Consider the following 16,926-nt stretch of genomic DNA (forward strand, 5'->3'; position numbering starts at 1 on the left):
TCGCGAAGGAGGAGCAGACCTCAACTATCGTAGGAAAAATCAATTAGCCGGTGCAGAGTACCAGCCTTTCCCCGTAAGATTCATGCCGGTCATGCTGCTGAATCGTACGATATGGCCGCTCACGTCAAGTTTACAGACTCTTCCAGGACACAAGATGAACCGTAACGACCTGCGTCGTGTCGACCTTAACCTCTTGATCGTATTCGAAACTTTGATGCATGAGCGCAGTGTGACCCGCGCCGCCGAGAAATTGTTCCTCGGCCAGCCGGCCATCAGCGCGGCCCTATCGCGCCTGCGTGGGCTGTTCGATGACCCGCTGTTTGTACGCACCGGGCGCAGCATGGAACCCTCGGCCCGCGCCGTAGAGATCTTCGCCCTGCTCTCCCCGGCCCTGGACTCGATCTCCACCGCCGTCAGCCGCGCTGCCGAATTCGACCCGGCCACCAGCACTGCGGTGTTTCGAATCGGCCTGTCCGACGACGTGGAATTCGCCCTGCTGCCGCAGTTGCTCAAGCGCCTGCGCGCCGAAGCCCCGGGCATCGTGCTGGTGGTGCGCCGCGTCAACTACATCCTGATGCCCGGCTTGCTCGCCTCGGGTGAAATCTCCATCGGCGTCAGCTACACCGCCGATCTGCCGGCCAACGCCAAGCGCAAGGTACTGCGCCGCAGCCTGCCGAAGCTGCTGCGTGCCGACAGCGTGCCAGGCTCATTGAGCCTGGACGACTTCTGCTCACGCCCCCATGCCCTGGTGTCCTTCGCCGGCGACCTGAGCGGGTTTATTGATGAAGAGCTGGAGAAGCTCGGCCGCAAACGCCATGTGGTATTGGCGGTCCCGCAGTTCAACGGGTTGGGCACGCTGCTGGCGGGTACGGACATTCTGGCCACCGTGCCGGATTACGCCGCCGAGGCGCTGACGTCGGCAGGTGGCTTACGCGCCGAAGACCCGCCGCTGCCGGTGCGTTCGTTTGAGCTGCACATGGCCTGGCGTGGGTCGCAGGACAATGACCCGGGTGAGCGGTGGTTGAGGTCGCGGATTCAGATGTTTTTTGGGGATCCTGAGAGTCTTTAGGCGTTGTCGGGCAGGCTGTTTATCTGATCAATTTTGCCTTTCGACAAACCATGGAGCTCCATTCACTTCCGGTGGATTGCTACATTGGGGGCATATTTGAGGGCATGCTTTGGATGGTTTGAAAAGGATGCCCCCAGCCTGGGGCCAAGCAAGCTATTGATGAGGATGGGTGGACTAAGGGAGATATGAACCCTCGGCCCTACCCCGTATCAATGGCCGAGCCGTAGTGAGCGCACCACCCACCACGCTGGACAAATGCGTGCAAATGTAAAAAATTATGATGGCATAATGCCTCGGCAACCTGCAAAATCCACACGTTTCCAACGGATTTGAAGGAGCGGTTCCGATGACATGGCCAGTCACGCTGAAACTCGACAGCGCAGCCTACCCGCTCAGCGTGGTGCAACGCGCCGCTTATTCCCTAGCCGACACTGTCACGATCCAGGTCGGTATTGAAGCAAATCAGATAAGCCTCACGGCCTACCCCGCTAAATCAAGGCTAACGCTTTCCCCGGAGCAGGCTCACTCGCTGATCCTTCAGCATCTGAACGACTTCGCCCTACGCGACCATATCAACCGCGAAACAGTAGGGTTGCGCGAGGTCCTGGCCCGAGCCGCTCTCGCTGGATGTGGGATTTCCCAGTGACACTGATTGCGACAGACGCCAAGCACTACCGCTTGCTGCCTTTTCGATTCATGCGCATGAACACGGGAAATGACCGTGACATCCTGCTCACCTCCGATACCGGTGAGTACATGCACGTGAACGACGCGCAATTACGAGCCCTCAGTTACTTCGACGTTCAACCAAGTACGCCTTTTTACAAGGACCTGCTGGCCCGCCACTTCATCTACGAACCAGGCTGCCACGACCCGTTCCCGGAAATGGCCGCGCAGTATCGCAGCCGCAAGGACTTCCTCTTCCAGGGCCCTGCTCTGCACTTGTTCGTGGTTACATTGCGCTGCAACCACACCTGCCAGTACTGCCAGGTGTCGCGGGCCCCTCTGGGAGGATCCGGCCACGATCTGTCGGAAGCGGATGCGCAAGCGGCGGTCGATCGCCTGTTCGAATCGAACGCTCCCGCCTTGACTGTGGAGTTTCAGGGTGGCGAGCCGCTTCTGGCCTTCGAGCGCGTCCGCCAGATTGTCGAATGGGTCGTCGAACGAAACGTGGTCGAACAACGGGATATCCAGTTCGTCATCACCACCACGCTGCACCACCTGACGGAGGAAATACTCGACTTCGCAGAACAAAATCGCATCCAGTTTTCGACCTCGCTCGATGGGCCGGCGCCCTTGCACAATGCCAACCGCCCAACCCCGTCACGAGACTCCTACGAGCGCACTGTAAAAGGCATCCAGTGGGTCCGTGAGCGCCTTGGCCATGATGCGGTTTCCGCGCTGACCACGCTGACTTCAAGAAGCCTCGAACAACCTGAAGCGATCATCGATGAGTATGTAAGCCAGGGCTTCTCCAGCATCTCGCTTCGGCCTCTGAGCCCTTATGGGTTTGCCACCAAGAGTGCCCTTCGACTTGATTACCCTATTGAGCGATACCTGGCCTTCTACAAGAAGGCACTTGCCTATTTGCTGCATATCAACCAACAGAGCGTATACCTCTCAGAGAGTTATACGAGCCTGTTGCTGAAAAATATCCTAACACCCTTCTCCTCCGGCTATGTAGACCTGCGCTCCCCTGCTGGCGCAGGCACTGCAGCGCTGGTTTACAACTATGACGGTTACGTCTATCCCTCGGACGAAGCCCGAATGTTGCTGGAGATGGGTGAAGACGGCTTGAGGCTCGGCACCGTACAGCAACCCTTGTCTGAATTACTCGCATCGCCCGTTATGAATGCGTTGCTCGCCAGTGGTGTAGCAGAGGCGCTGCCGGGCTGTTCCGACTGCGCACTTGTCCCGTACTGTGGTGCTGACCCCGTCGAACACTATGCCCGCCAAGCTGACCCAATCGGACACCGAGTGTTCAGCAGCTTCTGCAAGAAGAACATGGGGCTGCTGAAGCATCTTTTCGGCCTGCTTTGCGATGGCGACGACAACGTGCAGAGAGTGCTGCTGTCTTGGTTGAACAGGCGCGCTTACAACGATGTTCGATTTCCGGGTTACAGGGGCTGATGGCGATGCTGCGCAAAGATACCCGCTTCGAAATCCATCACCTGAATGAGCCGAAACTGCTCAAAGTCATCACTCTGGATGAATTCATCGAACAAGGCCTGGCTGTTTGTGCCGGAAGCGCTGAATTCGGTGACTTGCTGCTTTGGCTGCCAAACGAAGAACGGCTACGGAGCCCGCATCTGCTCTCATTACCAGTGGGTGGATTCTTGATCCCGGAGCCATTGATCGGCGACTTCGACTGCGCGCGGCCATACCTGCACACCCCCAACGATGCGGATGTCGTGCAGCCCGGCGATGTCATTGCCATCACACCAGGCAGCGCGTTGGTGCGAGTGCTCTATCGACGAGGCTCAGACAGCAACCTGCTGTTCATGACCGATCGTTGCAACAGCCTCTGCCTGATGTGCTCGCAGCCGCCCAAAGATATCGATGACCGTTGGCACATCGAGGAGAACCTACGACTGATCGACCTGATGGACTCGGGCGAGGAGAATCTGGGAATCAGCGGCGGAGAACCCACGCTTTATCGCGACGGCCTGCTCGAAATCCTGGCCAAGTGCAAAGCCGTTTTGCCACAGAAATCCATTCATGTACTCAGCAACGGGCGTCTGTTCCAAGACCCGAGCTGGATCGCTGCGCTCTCTTCCATCGGTCACCCTCAGTTGAGCTGGGGCATCCCGCTGTATGCCGACAATGCCGAAGACCATGACCATGTGGTGCAGGCTCCAGGCGCTTTTAGTGAAACCCTGCAAGGTCTTTACAATCTGGCGCGCGCCAACCAGATCATCGAGATACGCGTGGTGCTCAATCGCCTGACCACGCCACGCTTGCCCGAGCTCGCCCACTACGTGTTCAGGAACCTGCCCTTCGTGCGGCATGTTGCGCTGATGGGTATCGAGAGTACCGGCCTGGCCAGAAAGAACTACGAAGAACTGTGGATTGACCCGCTGGACTATCAAAAGTCGTTGAGCCAGGCCGTGTATTTCCTGTTCAACCGCGGAGTTCCGGTTTCGATCTACAACTTGCCCCTGTGCCTGATCCCGGCCCACCTCTCGCGTTTCGCCCGCCAGAGCATCTCCGACTGGAAGAACCTGTTCATCGATACCTGCCAGCAATGCGCTGCCGTCAAACATTGCTCTGGCTTCTTCAAATCCCACACCGACCGCTGGCAGAGCCGCGGCGTACAACTACTATCGCCCGAGGCCTTTAGCGCCTATACAAGGAGTGCACAGTGAAATTGCTCGACCGCTGGAAAGTCCTGATCAGTGGGATCAGCTTGCTGCCAATGGCAGGTACGACTCTGGCACAGGCGGGCCAACTGTCGCTCGCCGATGCGAACTGGCAACCCAACGACAAGCTACAGCCCCCAGTATTTGCCGATACGCTCAATGCGCCAGACACCGTCAACATCTATGCGGCACATCGCTCGCACAGTTCTCACCGGTCCCACAGTTCGCACAGTTCTCACTACAGCGGCTCGGGTGGCTATAGCGCACCTCGCTACTACAGCCCACCCGCTACCAGCACCCGAAGCTACAGCGCGCCGAGTGCTTCGAGCAGCACCCCAAGCAGCAACAGCCTTTATCAGTCGTCTGGCACTACCAGCGGGACAAGTTCGAGCACTTCAAAGAGCCGCGCGACCAATGAGCAGAAAAGCAACCTGGTCACCCGAGTGCAGACCGCGCTGATGGTGCGCCAGTATTACCAAGGCGCCATTGATGGGGTGATGGGCAAAGCAACACGTGGTGCGTTGATGGCCTTTCAGATGGACAGTGGGCTGACCGTGAATGGCCGGATGGATACGGCCTCGCTGAATGCGTTGGGTATCAAGATTCCATAAGTTGTTGACGCTGATGCGATTTTTGACCCAGGCTACCGGAACTCATTGACCCACCCGAGTACTCAAGAAATGATTACCTTGCGGGTGATTTCGGAGGCAGCGTGTGGGCCAGTCAAAATCAGCAACCAGGGTCAAAATCGCATCAGCGCCGACAATCATGGGCTTATCTTGCACCGCAAATAGGTCGATTGGCTGGAGATGCAGCAAGTCGTCACCAGCCACCGTCGCTGCCACCGACCGACACGGATCTGACTACTCTTAGATAAGCCGATGCTCGCGCAGAAACCTCACCTCCCCGCTGAAATTTAGGAATGTGCATGACTGCTGCCATCAGTGATTCAACAGCCCAAATCGCGTTTTCAATGTTTGAAAACAAAGGCGTCTACGCAGTGCTTCTTGGCTCGGGGGTATCACGCTCGGCGGGAATACCGACCGGCTGGGAAATCACTATGGAGCTGGTGAAACGATGGGGCATAGCGTCTGGTACCGGCGAACAGGAAGATTGGCTCGCGTGGTACGTAGGTCAAACAGGAGAGCAGCCCAATTACTCCACGTTGCTCGAACGCCTGGCGACAACCCAGACTGAGCGGCGAGCCATCATTCAAGGCTTTCTGGAACCTAGCGAAGACGAGTTAGAGGATGGCCTTAAACTGCCTACCCCCGCACATCGAGCGATCGCTGCGATGATCAAAGCGGGTTATGTGCGCGTGATCATCACGACGAACTTCGACCGACTCATGGAAAATGCACTTCGCGATGTCGGCGTTGAGCCAACTGTAGTCAGCTCAGAAGACACCCTCGGAGGAGCGGAGCCACTCACTCATGCGTCCTGCTACATCCTGAAGATCCATGGTGATTACAAGGATGCCAGGATCCTCAATACCGATGGGGAGCTGGGCAAGTATCCGCCAGCGTTCAATACGCTGCTTGACCGCATCATCGATGAGTTTGGGCTGATCGTCGCGGGCTGGTCAGGTGAGTGGGATCATGCGCTGAGGGCGGCTTTTTTGAGGGCGCCCTCCCGTCGCTACCCGACCTACTGGCTTTCGCGAGGAAAATTGAGCGAGCGTGGCCAAGAGCTCATCACTCAGCGGCGCGCCAACGTCGTGACGGGCCTTGATGCCGACACCTTCTTCGATGGGCTGAACCTCAAACTGGAAACCATCCAGCAATCCCGCCTGCAGAACCCAGCCGGCATCGAGCTGACTCTCGCTATGGCCAAACGCTTTATGGCCAGACCCGAACACAGGATTCAGCTCGATGATTTAGTGACAAGCCAGGCTCATCAAGCGATCAGCCATCTGGCTCCTCTCTTCACAGAACGACCTCAGGGCAGCACGTCCAAGGACTTTATCGATCTGGTTGAGATATACGAAGCGGCCATCGAGCCACTAGCACGCCTTTGTGCAGTGTTAGGGCGATGGGGTGCAGGTGTTGAGCATCTGATCGTTTTGGATGCGATCAAGGGCCTGCACGCTGCGTCTCAAGTCGAGCAGTCAGGCTGGGCAGCTGGACTTGCATTGAAGAGTTACCCGATAGCACTTGTTACCTATGCGTATGGCATGGGACTTGTGCGGGCCAATCGCCTGAGCGAGCTAAACGAGCTGTTTAACACGACCCTTATCAATCGGCGCGAAATGCCTTTCCCTGTGGGAGTTGATCTATCACCGTTCTACGTTGAGGGAGCCAATGGCCTGCTTGAATTATGGAGGAGCTTCGAAGACCAAAGTAGAGCTCTTACCCCCTTGTGCAACCGACTCCATGACCGTCTTGCGTCTCGGTGGGCGCCTGACTTCGCAGGTCTGCAGGATCACGGGCTGCTTTACGAACGTTTTGAGTTTTTCAGTTTCCTGTTCTTCTGCGAGCAACGCGGAGTCAGTGAAGAGTCGCTCGCGGATGCCGTGAAAAACCACGATTTCAAAAGAATCGCATTGGGCCGGCTTTCCTGGCATTCAGAGACCATCAACCGCTTCGCTCACGAATATGCGACCAACGAGTACAGGGCCCCGCTGCTGGCAGCAGGGTTCGCACTTGGGTCGCAAAGCTACCTGGAGCAAATTCTTGAAGGACTGAAGCGGCTGTCCAGGTACTGACGCCTCACGCATTCCAATTAATGCAAATACGATTCAAATGGGTTACATGCGTTTGCTGCTGAAACTCTAAGACAAGTTTTGATTCTGGCAGCAGGCATCGAGGGAGGTGATTTATGCGTTCTTCATCAACGAAGGAGGTAGCTTGCTGACTGCCTGTAGGGCTGCGTTGGGGGCTCAGTCCACAACGCCCCCCTGCGACAGCCTTTTTTCGAATGGAGCAAAGGATGAAGCCGTACGACACAGTCCTTCAGATTAAAATCCCAAACCATGTGTTCGCAAGCAAAATGGCATAATATGCCAATGATCAGAAGAAACTGTTTACCGAAAGCTGGAGCTCATTATGGCAACGAGAAACGTTGTACTTACCCCTCACCAAGAACAGGTTATCCAGGATCTGGTGCAGTCCGGCCGTTATCAGAATGCCAGCGAAGTGATGCGAGAAGGTTTACGTTTATTGGAGCAGCGTGTCGCCGAAGACACCGCCAAAATTGAAGCCCTGCGTCAGGCGACCTCGATTGGCATCATGGATCTTGAACACGGGCGCTTTACTCAGGTGAACGAAGAGGATATGGAGCACTACCTCGAGGGCTTGAGCCTGGAGGCAACCCTCCCCGCGAGAGAGAAACACTGAGCATGCCGCAGTATCGGATTTCCAACGCGGCGCGCGCCGACATTGTCGACATCCTCAGGCTCTCCCAGACGCAGTTCGGCGATCAAGCACGCCAGCGCTACCAGGCGCTGATCCTCGCGGCGCTGCAAGCGCTTGCCGACACGCCTTATCGCATTGGCAGCCACGACCGCGATGAACTTGCACCGGGCCTTCGCAGCTATCACCTCATCTATTCACGCCAGCAGGCCAAACAAACCCATGGAACGGTCAAAAGCCCACGCCATATAGTGTTCTATCGTGTGACAAACGACGACGTGATCGAGGTCGTCAGACTCCTTCATGACGCCATGGAAGTGCAGTTGCACTTGCCTAACGACTGATTAGCGACCTGGCCCAACGGCTTAACTGGCCAGGAATAGCGAAGTCCGTCGGAGATCGCCATTTGCGATCACTCGCACACTCGGTATGAATGGGGGGCAAAAGTGGGGGCAAACGAAAGTGTTATCGACCTGAAAACATCGTCCCAGAGCCTAGTCAAAATGTTCTTCGGGGACCCCGATAGCCTGTAATGGAGCCCCAGTGAATCCCATAAAACTGTTTTATAACAATAGGTTATTGGCAATTTAAGTTCATTGTCGCCTGTCTAAATCCAATGGATTCCACGACTCATGGGGACATAGTTGGGGGGCAAATTTCGGTTCCTTGAAAAGGATGCCCCCACCGATGCCCCCGGAGGGCGACGAGTTCTCCGGGCGGATGCTGGGAGCCATCAACTCAATGTTGGTGGATATGATGGCCGCCATCGCGCAAGGACGAGCAACCCCGCGAACGTCAGGCTCAGGCAGTCGTCAGGCGCGCAATGTGACAACAAATGGTCGATAGACGACGACGAGCTGCGTCCTTGATTGCAGCATAGATCGATAGGCAGTTATCGGCCACGAGCCCTCGTGATGACTGTTGGGCCACGCCGTGGGGGCGCGCCGATGTCGTCTACTACCTTGCAGCATTGAAGCAATCTACAATATTTAGATGCGTCATCTTACCGGCCAGCGGCCCGTCCTATCTGCACGTGCGCTGCAATCGGTATTCGCTCGGCGATACGCCAACAGTTTTTCTGAAAGATCGAGCAAGATTAGCTGCAGAGGTAAAGCCTGATTGCATCGCAATTTCGCTAATGCTTACATCTTTATCAATAAGCAAAGATTGCGCGCGCTTAATGCGCAGGTCTGATATATATCTGATAGGAGATGCGCCAGTCGCAACTTTGAATGACCTCGAAAAATGAAAAACACTAAGGCAGGCTGCGTTAGCCAGATCGTCGAGCGAAATATCTCTGTCCAGGTTGTGTTGTATATACTCTAGTACACGTTTGAGCCGCGTTCGGTCTAAGCCTCTCCCCGAATTAGCATCAAAGTATGATTCAGTAAAGTTTTTACGGTCATCAATACGGTATCGCTGCAGTAGTCGTGCCGCCAGCCCGACGGCTAACGAATCCAACATTAATCGGCTTGTCGCTTCCTGTGAGTCTCTTCTTACAAGTTCCTCGGCCACAGCAAAACCAATTCCTTGAATGAGTGGGTCATGGAGCCCCCCTACATATTCAAAGCTAGGGTTCATTGTACTTTCTTCCCGCTGACGTAGAGTTCCAAAGAGATCTGGCGGCATATAAATGTGCAGTAAGTCCACGGGACCAGAATTAAGGTGTAGATATCTAACGGCGACTCCCTGGGGACAGATGCTGGCAGAACCTGTATGAGAAACGAATCTCTGTTCAGTTCCCGCTGCCCTTCTGCGAAAATATGCTGTGCCGGCAATATTGACAACGACTTCTGTCACTGGCTGCAGAAAATCGGAGCATTCAAGCGTCACGTGCCGATACATTTCTGCCGTCAGTACGCTAGTCCACCCTAGATCCGCCGATGATTTCAACAGATTACTTCCGCCGTCTAGGTATTTGCTTCCAAAACCTCCACTCATGAGCTCTCCCCTGACTACACAAAACTTCTAGCGCTAATGATGGATAAGGTTTGGGTTTGCAAATCTTATGCATCCATTAAGGATTTTGACAAAGTACCCGCTTGAATTTGACATACCTTATCAATCCGACTGACCACGCTGTCTCTATTTCCTATCTTTTGTCAAGCCCAGTTAGTAATAACTGCTAGAACGGACCAAGGGCTCCATGGCGATTGTCGCCAACAACAATTGGCTGTCATCGCCCGGCCCACCTGAGAAAAGAACAGATGTCGGAAGACCAGTCGCATCGAATCCGCTAGGAATGGCCACGCCACACCAATTCAAAAAGCTGCCGATCATCGTGTTTCTGAGCATAAGCGCATTCGTCGCGGCAAATGCTTCGTCATCGTTTTCAAGGAGCACTAGGAGGGGAGCGACAATGGGGACTGTTGGAAATGCGACAAATGTATTGCCATCAAATAGCGCAGCCAAGGATTCAATTAAGCATCCACGCGAGGTACGTAGTGCTGCCGCCGATTCAGTGCTGATGCTGCCCCCCTCTACTAGACGTGACTTCACTCTTCTATCCATCAGGTTGGCTGCGGTTGTAAGCAAGCGGTGGCCGTGAAGCTCATAGGCTTCAATGGCAACGAGTGTGCCGTATCTAGCCCCTAGTGACAGCACATCGTCCAAAACTGGCAACCGCCGACGTTCTATAACGGCACCTTCATCACTTAGACGGCCGATCGCGGACTCAAAGTTACTGAGGACGGCCGGCTCCACGCCATCCCAAACCGCGTTTGTGGGAACAACCAGCCGTATGCCCCGAACGGTTCGGCGGGGTCGCTCGGCTATGGCGAGTCCACGAGCAGCAGCATCAATAATGGCTGCATCTACGACCGTTTGTGTCAAGACTCCAGCCGTATCAAGAGTGCGCGAAAGAGGGTAACAACCATTAAGAGGCCACCGCCCGCTCGAAGTCTTAAATCCAATGATGCCATTGAGCGCAGCGGGTATCCGCACTGAGCCACTTGTGTCTGTTCCGATAGCTGCGGATACAAGGCCAAGCGCTACGGCGACGCCACACCCTGATGAAGATCCCCCCGGAATGCGTGGTTCTTTCCGGTCCCAAGGATTCCTTGGCGTGCCATAATGAGGATTGAGCCCAAGCCCTGAAAAAGCGAACTCAGTCATATTCAGCTTCCCCACCGTCACCGCGCCCGCATCTGTTAAGCGACGCACCAATTCAGCGTCAACAAGAGCCGGGCCTTGGTCAAGAATGCGAGACCCCGCGCGCGTGACCATTCCCTTCAAATCATAAAGATCCTTCCACGCCACAGGGATGCCATCAAGGACTCCAAGGGAACGACCTTCTAAGATTCGCTTGGAAGAGGCTTCAGCCTCTCTGAAAGCCCTCTCGGGAGTAACTGAAGTGAATATTGCGGTGTCGTCGCAATTGGCGATCGCGTGAAATGTGGCATGAGCGATGTCGGTGGCCGTCGTAGCACCGCTCTTAATTAGCTCCGTCAGTCCGGATATTAAGCCATTATCCTCCCTAAGTTTCATTCTGCCCCCCCGAATTCCGTGTTAAGTGATTCGCCATTAAAGACACGAGACTGTAAGCATCGTAAAGAAGGCCATTCCATTCGAGACCAGCAGTCACTGAAGGCGGCTTATCAACCTCTTGGCTGAGTGACGCCGACGTGTAGACAGTGAGGCTACGACGGGCCCATTAAGTAACGCAGATTCGCTCTTTGGAATAGCCGACAATCCGTAAGCGGCTACCATCATACTGCTCGGACTGGTAACTTTTGGCAAGAGAACGCAGAACCGCAAGATTCGCTGCATAAGTCAGCAATTTTAGTGTGGCGTGCGTTTTTTTGGCGGACTAAGATTAGTTTCCGTATCTCGAACAAATTAAGGAAACCAACGATGACGACTTTGAAGACGATGGATATTACTCATTTGGGCGGCTCCCAAATAGGATACAGGCTAAGCGCAAACTTTGATCCAGCTCTTCCAACCCTTGTGCTTATAAACTCCTTTACTACTTCATCGGAGCTTTTTTGCGCGCAGTTTTCAGATAGTAGCTTGAGCGGCAGCACGAACTTGCTCGCCATTGAGCCTTATGGACATGGAGCGACTCGTACAAACAGCGAGCAGTTCACCTATTGGGATAGTGCAGCCGCTAACCTTCAAGTTCTGGAAAACCTCGAAATTCGCTCAGCGTTTGCCCTAGGCACATCGCAGGGCGGATGGATTGCGGCGCGCATGGCACTGCTCGCGCCAACCAAAATCAACGGGATTATTTTGCTTGGCACCTCGATGGATTATGAAAGCGCCGAAAGTCGAGAGATCGGCTGCTGGAACGCAGATCAATTCTGCAGTCCGTGGATATCTGAGTTAGCTGAGCAAGTCGATACTGACTGGACGTTGTCCGACCAATACTGCAATGACCTCATTGATCCAGCGTTCGGCGCAACCGTAGATGCGCAGATGCGTTCATTTTGGACGGCTCGCTTGAAAGAGAATTACAATGGCGACGATGGTAGAGCGCGCCTGCGCATGTGCACAATCAACTTGCGCGACCGAGATAGTTTGCGTGGTCGTCTGGATTCGATAACTTGCCCAGTCTTGTGGCTGCATGGCACAAACGACGTCGTATACTCTGTCTCGCATGCTGAGAAGGAAATCAAGATGTTCTCTCGTTCGCGCAGCGCAGAACTGGCTTCTGTAGAAGGTGGACACCATTTTTTGAGCGCCACGAACCCCAACGAAGTTAATAAGCTTACTTTGGAATTTATCAATCGTTGGCAAGCGCATTTGGCGTAATCATTTGATAATAGACAGGGCAGTGTCTCAAGCGCTCTTAAAGTCATCTGTTAACGGGGCGCTTCAATTCGAGACTCAAAGGCTGCTCTGTACTTATCGACCAGGTAATCAACTTTATAGGTTTCCAGTGCTGGCTGTAGTGCCGAAGTAATTGCGCATACTGGCTCGTGCCAAAACACCAATGCCATGCAAGGCCAATATCAGAATGTATTAAGTTTTTTGCCCCTCCCAAATGGGTGAGGGTCGTGCGCTCGAAGCGTAAAGAAGCATTTGAGTACGGGAATTTGAGAATGGACATTGATTGGCCGGATCTGTGTGAGCTGGACAGCGCGACGCTATTGGCAGCTTATAAAAGTCGGCATCTGTCACCTGTTGACGTTGTGCGTGCGGCGCTTGATCGTTGCATAAAAGTTCAAGATGCGTTGAACGCCTTTACATATATTGATTTCGATGGTGCGCTGACAGCAGCCAAGGCATCTGAAAAGCGTTGGCGGAATGGGAAGCCGCTTTCGCTTATCGATGGTATCCCGACGACCCTTAAGGACATCTTCCACGTTGAGGGATGGAGCGTCCGCTATGGAAGTATGACAACGCCGGGAACGCCGAACAACCAAGATGCACCGTCCGTTTCTCGGCTGCGCGAAGCCGGGGCAGTGTTCATCGGCCAAACTGCCGCTCCGGAATACAGCTGGAAAACGGTTACTGACAGCCCAGCGTTCGGTGTAACGCGTAATCCGTGGGATCCAACCTGTACACCAGGTGGCTCTTCGGGAGGGGCGGCTGTGGCAGCGGCCTGCGGGGCGGGTGTGTTACACCTCGGTACGGACGGTGGTGGCTCCATCCGGATACCAGCGTCCTTCACCGGAGTTTTTGGGCTAAAGCCCAGTCACGGCCGCGTTCCTGTCTACCCGCCTAGTTCGTTCGGCACAGTAGCGCACATCGGTCCAATTACGCGTACTGTCGCTGACGCTGCGGCGATGCTTCGGGTTCTATCAGGTCGAGATTTACGTGATTGGACGCAACCGCCGATGGCGTTCCCGAACGTTTCTTTGGCGCCATTCACATGGAGAGGCAAACGAATCGGATACTGGCGTACACCCTGCATCGGAAACGTGGATGGCCAAGTGGCCACGGCTATTGAAGCAACACTCGTAGGTTTGGAAGCGGCAGGGGCGTCGGTGACTGAGATGCGGCTCCCTTATCAGGATGAGCTCCTCGAGATGTACAACCGACACTGGTATATCGGGGCGGCAAATCTTCTGACATCAATCAGCACGCGAAACCATGCCAATCTTGACCCAGGACTCCTCCGGGCCGCTATCGTTGGGCGCAGATACAGTGGGGTCGAGAGGCTGGAGGCAGAGGTTTGGCGGAACAGATATGGCTCGGCGATGGATAATTTACTTTCTGATTTCGACTTTATCATGTCTCCATCCGTCCCAATCCTTCCCTTTGAGGTGGGTAAAGACGTTCCTCGGTCCAGCGATGCAAAAAGTTGGACTGAATGGTGCTCATTTAGCTTCCCCATCAATCTCAGTCAGCAGCCAGCCTGTTCTGTGCCATGTGGCTTGAGCAAAGAGGGGCTGCCAATTGGTTTGCAAATCATTGGATCACGTGGAGCGGACTCAGACGTCCTCAGTGCAGCGCTCTGTTACGAGAGAGCATTTCCCGACCGACTTATACGACTAAAAGGCGCATGGCGGGGAATTGGTGCGGTATAACCTATCCCCTTATACAGGTTCGTCGAGCTGCCACCAACGTTTTACGCGTAATACAAGCCCATGGACTCAGCCCCGATAATGAAGAAATCCGAGGCCGCACCTCTGTCGTGGGTCGGCTGGTATCTAGCGCTGCATGCGAGGGGGGAGCTCGATGCAGCTAATTCTCGACATGTTGCAAATCATCGCGGCACCGCCCAGCGGACCAAACTGTTCGCTGACGCCTCTGATCAATCCGGCGGCGGTGCTCCACAAAAGGATTGCCACCAAACCGCACATAGTGGCCGCCCGCTCACTTCTTATCTGCATCGTGCCCTCTGCAACAAAATCGCAAGTCGACCGCACAGACTACCGAGCAAAGCTGGGAGCATAAAATGATATTTCTGCGGTACAAACGATGCGCTGTAGCCATGTCATGAAGCTTGAGCCGCCGAAGCCTTTCATCACAATGCCCTCCACGTCTCATCTGATTGGGGGGGGCAATTCCGGTTCCTTAAAAAAAGCTGCCCCCACCGACGTCCCCTACCGCCCCGCACCACGTTTTCCTCTCCACGCACAATGCCCCGTCAATGCAGGCGCTCGAATGACTGCCATCGACGGCATATTTACCTATATCCAGCCACAGACATATAGCCCGAAAAAACTACAGCGCAAACTCCGCCCGGATCAGCGTGCCCCCTTCGGCGCGATTGCTGACGGTAATGGCTCCGCCATGGGCCTGGCAGATTGCGCGGGCGATGGACAAGCCCAGCCCGCTGCCGCCTGAATAACGCGCCCTGGAGCGCTCCGCCCGCCAGAAGCGGTCAAATACGCTGTCCAGGTGCTGAACCTCGATACCTGGGCCGCGGTCACCGATCTCTAACACCACCCGGTCTTCGACTCTATGCGCCATGACGCTCAATTCGCCCCCGCTAGCCGCGTAACGCAGCAGGTTATCCACCAGGATATTGATCACCTGGCCCAGGCGATCGCGATCGGCATGCAGACGAAACCCATCGGCAATGCTGACCTGCGCACGCACGCGGGCCTCATCCAGTTGCGGCTGGAACCAGGCCAGTCGTTCGGCGACCAGGGCCGCCAGGGAAAATTCGCTGCGCTCCAGCACTAACCGGCCGGCCCGGGCCATCGACAACAGGTGCAGGTCATCCACCAGTTTTCGCAGTTGATCGAGCTGGCGCTTGACCATGCCCAACTGCGCGGCATCGCTGGGGAACACCTCATCGAGCATGCCCTGCACCCGGCCCATGGCGGCGTTCAATGGCGTGCGCAGTTCGTGGGCGATGACCGCGCTGGACTCGCGTACATCGCGCTCATAGCGCTCCAGTTGCGTGGTCATGCTGTTGAAGTCGCCAATCAGTCGCTGCAGCTCATCGGGTGCGTCGCGGTGAACCGGCAGGCGCGTCAGGAAATCACCGCCGGCAACCCGTCGCGCGCCCTGGGCAATCGCCGAGAACTGGCTGGACAAGGGCCGCGAAAACCACAAGCCACAGGCGATGATGATCGGAATAGCCGCCAGCACCAGGCAAGCCAGAATCAGCCAGTCGCGGTTGGCCATGTCCGGCAGGAAGAATTCCACCGGATAGTATTCGGCAACCAGTTGGCGCAAGCGTGTCTCATTGAGCTGCGGCTCGACGCGCAACTGCAGCAACTCCTCGCGCGCCGCTGGCGGCAGGTGCCGCAAAAAGTACTGGTCCGACAGTCTGAAGTTGATCCACATGCAGATGGCGATCACCACCACCGCGCCGATCGCCAACAGGCTCATGCGCATGCCGACCCAGCGCCACAGGGGTTTGTCGTTGACCCGTGAGTTCTCAAGCATGGTGCTCACCTGAACCGATAGCCAATGGAGCGCACCGTCACCAGTACCCCGACGATGCCATGGGTTTCGAGCTTGCGCCGCAGGTTGTGCACATGGGCGTCGACAACGCGGGCCAGGGCTTCGCTTTCCGGCAGGCAGATTTCCAGCAGCTCATTACGGGTGAAGGCCTTGGAGGGAGTCTTCAGCAAGCTGACCAACAGTTTGAACTCCGTCGGCGTCAGGTCCAGCAACTGCGACGGCGCATCGCGGTGTTCAATGGCCGCGGTAAAGGCGATGAGGTCCACTCGCAGGTTTTCATGACGCAGTAACTGTTCCACCGGTTGGCTGCCCGTGGTACGCCGCAACACCGCATGCACCCGCGCCACCACCTCGCGTGGGCTATAGGGCTTGACCACATAGTCGTCCGCGCCATAGCGCAAGGCGCCGAGTTTTTCCGGCTCGTCGCCCATGGCCGTGACCATGATCACCGGCGTGTCACTGCTGCGCCGCACCGCAGACAACACCTCGGTGCCACTCAAGCGCGGCAGCATTACGTCGAGCAATATCAGGTCGGGCCGCCAACTTTTGTGCAGGTCCAGACCGCGCTGGCCATCTTCGGCCAGGGCCACCTCAAAACCGTCCCGACGCAGATAGGCTTCGAGAATGTTGGCGCTGTCGGCGTCGTCTTCGACGATGAGGATACGTTTTCCTGACACAAAGAAGCCTCTTGATGAAACCTTGATAATTCACGAACGGTTTATTGAAAGTCCGCGGGCAGTATTGCCCTACGCCCGGCTTTCGCGAGCCGATCCTATGCCGACCACTGCATCGCTGTCCAAGCCTATCCAGCTGCCTGAACGTCTTGGCGCGGTTTTGCTAC

General features: G+C 55.6%; 15 protein-coding genes and 1 pseudogene. 12 read left to right on the forward strand and 4 right to left on the reverse strand.

Annotated features, from left to right (window positions below; all coding sequences use genetic code 11):
• Positions 1–154: 154 nt before the first annotated feature.
• The 9 genes and pseudogenes from NMB39_RS15350 to NMB39_RS15390 all read left to right on the forward strand — a co-directional run.
• Positions 155–1,069 (forward strand): LysR family transcriptional regulator, encoded by a 915-nt coding sequence (locus tag NMB39_RS15350; RefSeq protein ID WP_046068070.1) that lies wholly within the window; start codon positions 155–157, stop codon positions 1,067–1,069.
• Positions 1,070–1,415: 346 nt separating this feature from the next.
• Entirely contained in the window at positions 1,416–1,715 is a 300-nt protein-coding gene (gene hxsD, locus NMB39_RS15355; RefSeq protein ID WP_494340508.1) for a His-Xaa-Ser system protein HxsD, read from the forward strand.
• Positions 1,712–3,199, forward strand: a complete 1,488-nt coding sequence (gene hxsB / locus NMB39_RS15360; RefSeq protein WP_057022370.1) for a His-Xaa-Ser system radical SAM maturase HxsB — start codon at positions 1,712–1,714, stop codon at positions 3,197–3,199. Before hxsD ends, hxsB begins: the two co-directional genes overlap by 4 nt.
• The gene (gene hxsC / locus NMB39_RS15365) at positions 3,199–4,434 is read left to right on the forward strand and encodes a His-Xaa-Ser system radical SAM maturase HxsC (RefSeq protein WP_057022371.1); all 1,236 of its coding nucleotides are present in this window, start codon (positions 3,199–3,201) and stop codon (positions 4,432–4,434) included. The genes hxsB and hxsC overlap by 1 nt, the downstream gene beginning before the upstream one ends.
• Entirely contained in the window at positions 4,431–5,039 is a 609-nt protein-coding gene (gene hxsA, locus NMB39_RS15370; protein ID WP_494340507.1) for a His-Xaa-Ser repeat protein HxsA, read from the forward strand. Before hxsC ends, hxsA begins: the two co-directional genes overlap by 4 nt.
• 317 nt (positions 5,040–5,356) lie before the next feature.
• Positions 5,357–7,132, forward strand: coding sequence for an SIR2 family protein (locus tag NMB39_RS15375; RefSeq protein ID WP_494340506.1), 1,776 nt, complete (start codon positions 5,357–5,359; stop codon positions 7,130–7,132).
• Between the two features lie 340 nt (positions 7,133–7,472).
• Positions 7,473–7,763: a type II toxin-antitoxin system ParD family antitoxin gene (locus NMB39_RS15380; RefSeq protein WP_057022374.1), complete on the forward strand. Its 291-nt coding sequence runs from the start codon at positions 7,473–7,475 to the stop codon at positions 7,761–7,763.
• A 2-nt stretch (positions 7,764–7,765) separates the two neighbouring features.
• Complete coding sequence (locus NMB39_RS15385) at positions 7,766–8,122, forward strand: type II toxin-antitoxin system RelE/ParE family toxin (RefSeq protein ID WP_198720445.1); 357 nt, start codon at positions 7,766–7,768, stop codon at positions 8,120–8,122.
• 352 nt (positions 8,123–8,474) lie between these two features.
• Positions 8,475–8,589, forward strand: a pseudogene (locus tag NMB39_RS15390) (recombinase family protein); the annotation flags it as partial.
• 212 nt (positions 8,590–8,801) lie between these two features.
• On the opposite strand, the gene NMB39_RS15395 reads toward NMB39_RS15390, so the two are convergent.
• Together NMB39_RS15395 and NMB39_RS15400 are read right to left on the reverse strand one after the other, a co-directional pair.
• On the reverse strand, positions 8,802–9,719 hold the full coding sequence (locus NMB39_RS15395; protein ID WP_494340505.1) for a helix-turn-helix domain-containing protein: 918 nt from the start codon (positions 9,717–9,719) through the stop codon (positions 8,802–8,804).
• A gap of 171 nt (positions 9,720–9,890) precedes the next feature.
• Positions 9,891–11,264: an amidase family protein gene (locus NMB39_RS15400; RefSeq protein WP_494340504.1), complete on the reverse strand. Its 1,374-nt coding sequence runs from the start codon at positions 11,262–11,264 to the stop codon at positions 9,891–9,893.
• 366 nt (positions 11,265–11,630) lie between these two features.
• On the opposite strand from NMB39_RS15400, the gene NMB39_RS15405 reads away from it, so the two are divergent.
• The 3 genes from NMB39_RS15405 to NMB39_RS15415 all read left to right on the forward strand — a co-directional run bounded on the left by NMB39_RS15405 (position 11,631) and on the right by NMB39_RS15415 (position 14,621).
• Positions 11,631–12,530, forward strand: coding sequence for an alpha/beta fold hydrolase (locus tag NMB39_RS15405; RefSeq protein ID WP_057022377.1), 900 nt, complete (start codon positions 11,631–11,633; stop codon positions 12,528–12,530).
• Between the two features lie 290 nt (positions 12,531–12,820).
• Complete coding sequence (locus NMB39_RS15410; protein WP_494340503.1) at positions 12,821–14,251, forward strand: amidase; 1,431 nt, start codon at positions 12,821–12,823, stop codon at positions 14,249–14,251.
• A gap of 151 nt (positions 14,252–14,402) precedes the next feature.
• Positions 14,403–14,621, forward strand: coding sequence for a hypothetical protein (locus tag NMB39_RS15415; protein WP_156422412.1), 219 nt, complete (start codon positions 14,403–14,405; stop codon positions 14,619–14,621).
• Positions 14,622–14,891: 270 nt separating this feature from the next.
• On the opposite strand, the gene NMB39_RS15420 is transcribed toward NMB39_RS15415, so the two are convergent.
• Both NMB39_RS15420 and NMB39_RS15425 read right to left on the reverse strand, forming a co-directional pair.
• A complete protein-coding gene (locus tag NMB39_RS15420) occupies positions 14,892–16,067 on the reverse strand; it encodes a sensor histidine kinase (RefSeq protein ID WP_494340502.1) in 1,176 nt (391 codons plus the stop codon).
• Between the two features lie 5 nt (positions 16,068–16,072).
• The gene (locus NMB39_RS15425; protein ID WP_494340501.1) at positions 16,073–16,762 is read right to left on the reverse strand and encodes a response regulator; all 690 of its coding nucleotides are present in this window, start codon (positions 16,760–16,762) and stop codon (positions 16,073–16,075) included.
• Positions 16,763–16,926: the final 164 nt, after the last annotated feature.

It is taken from the genome of Pseudomonas sp. FBCC-B545, from assembly GCF_059134095.1.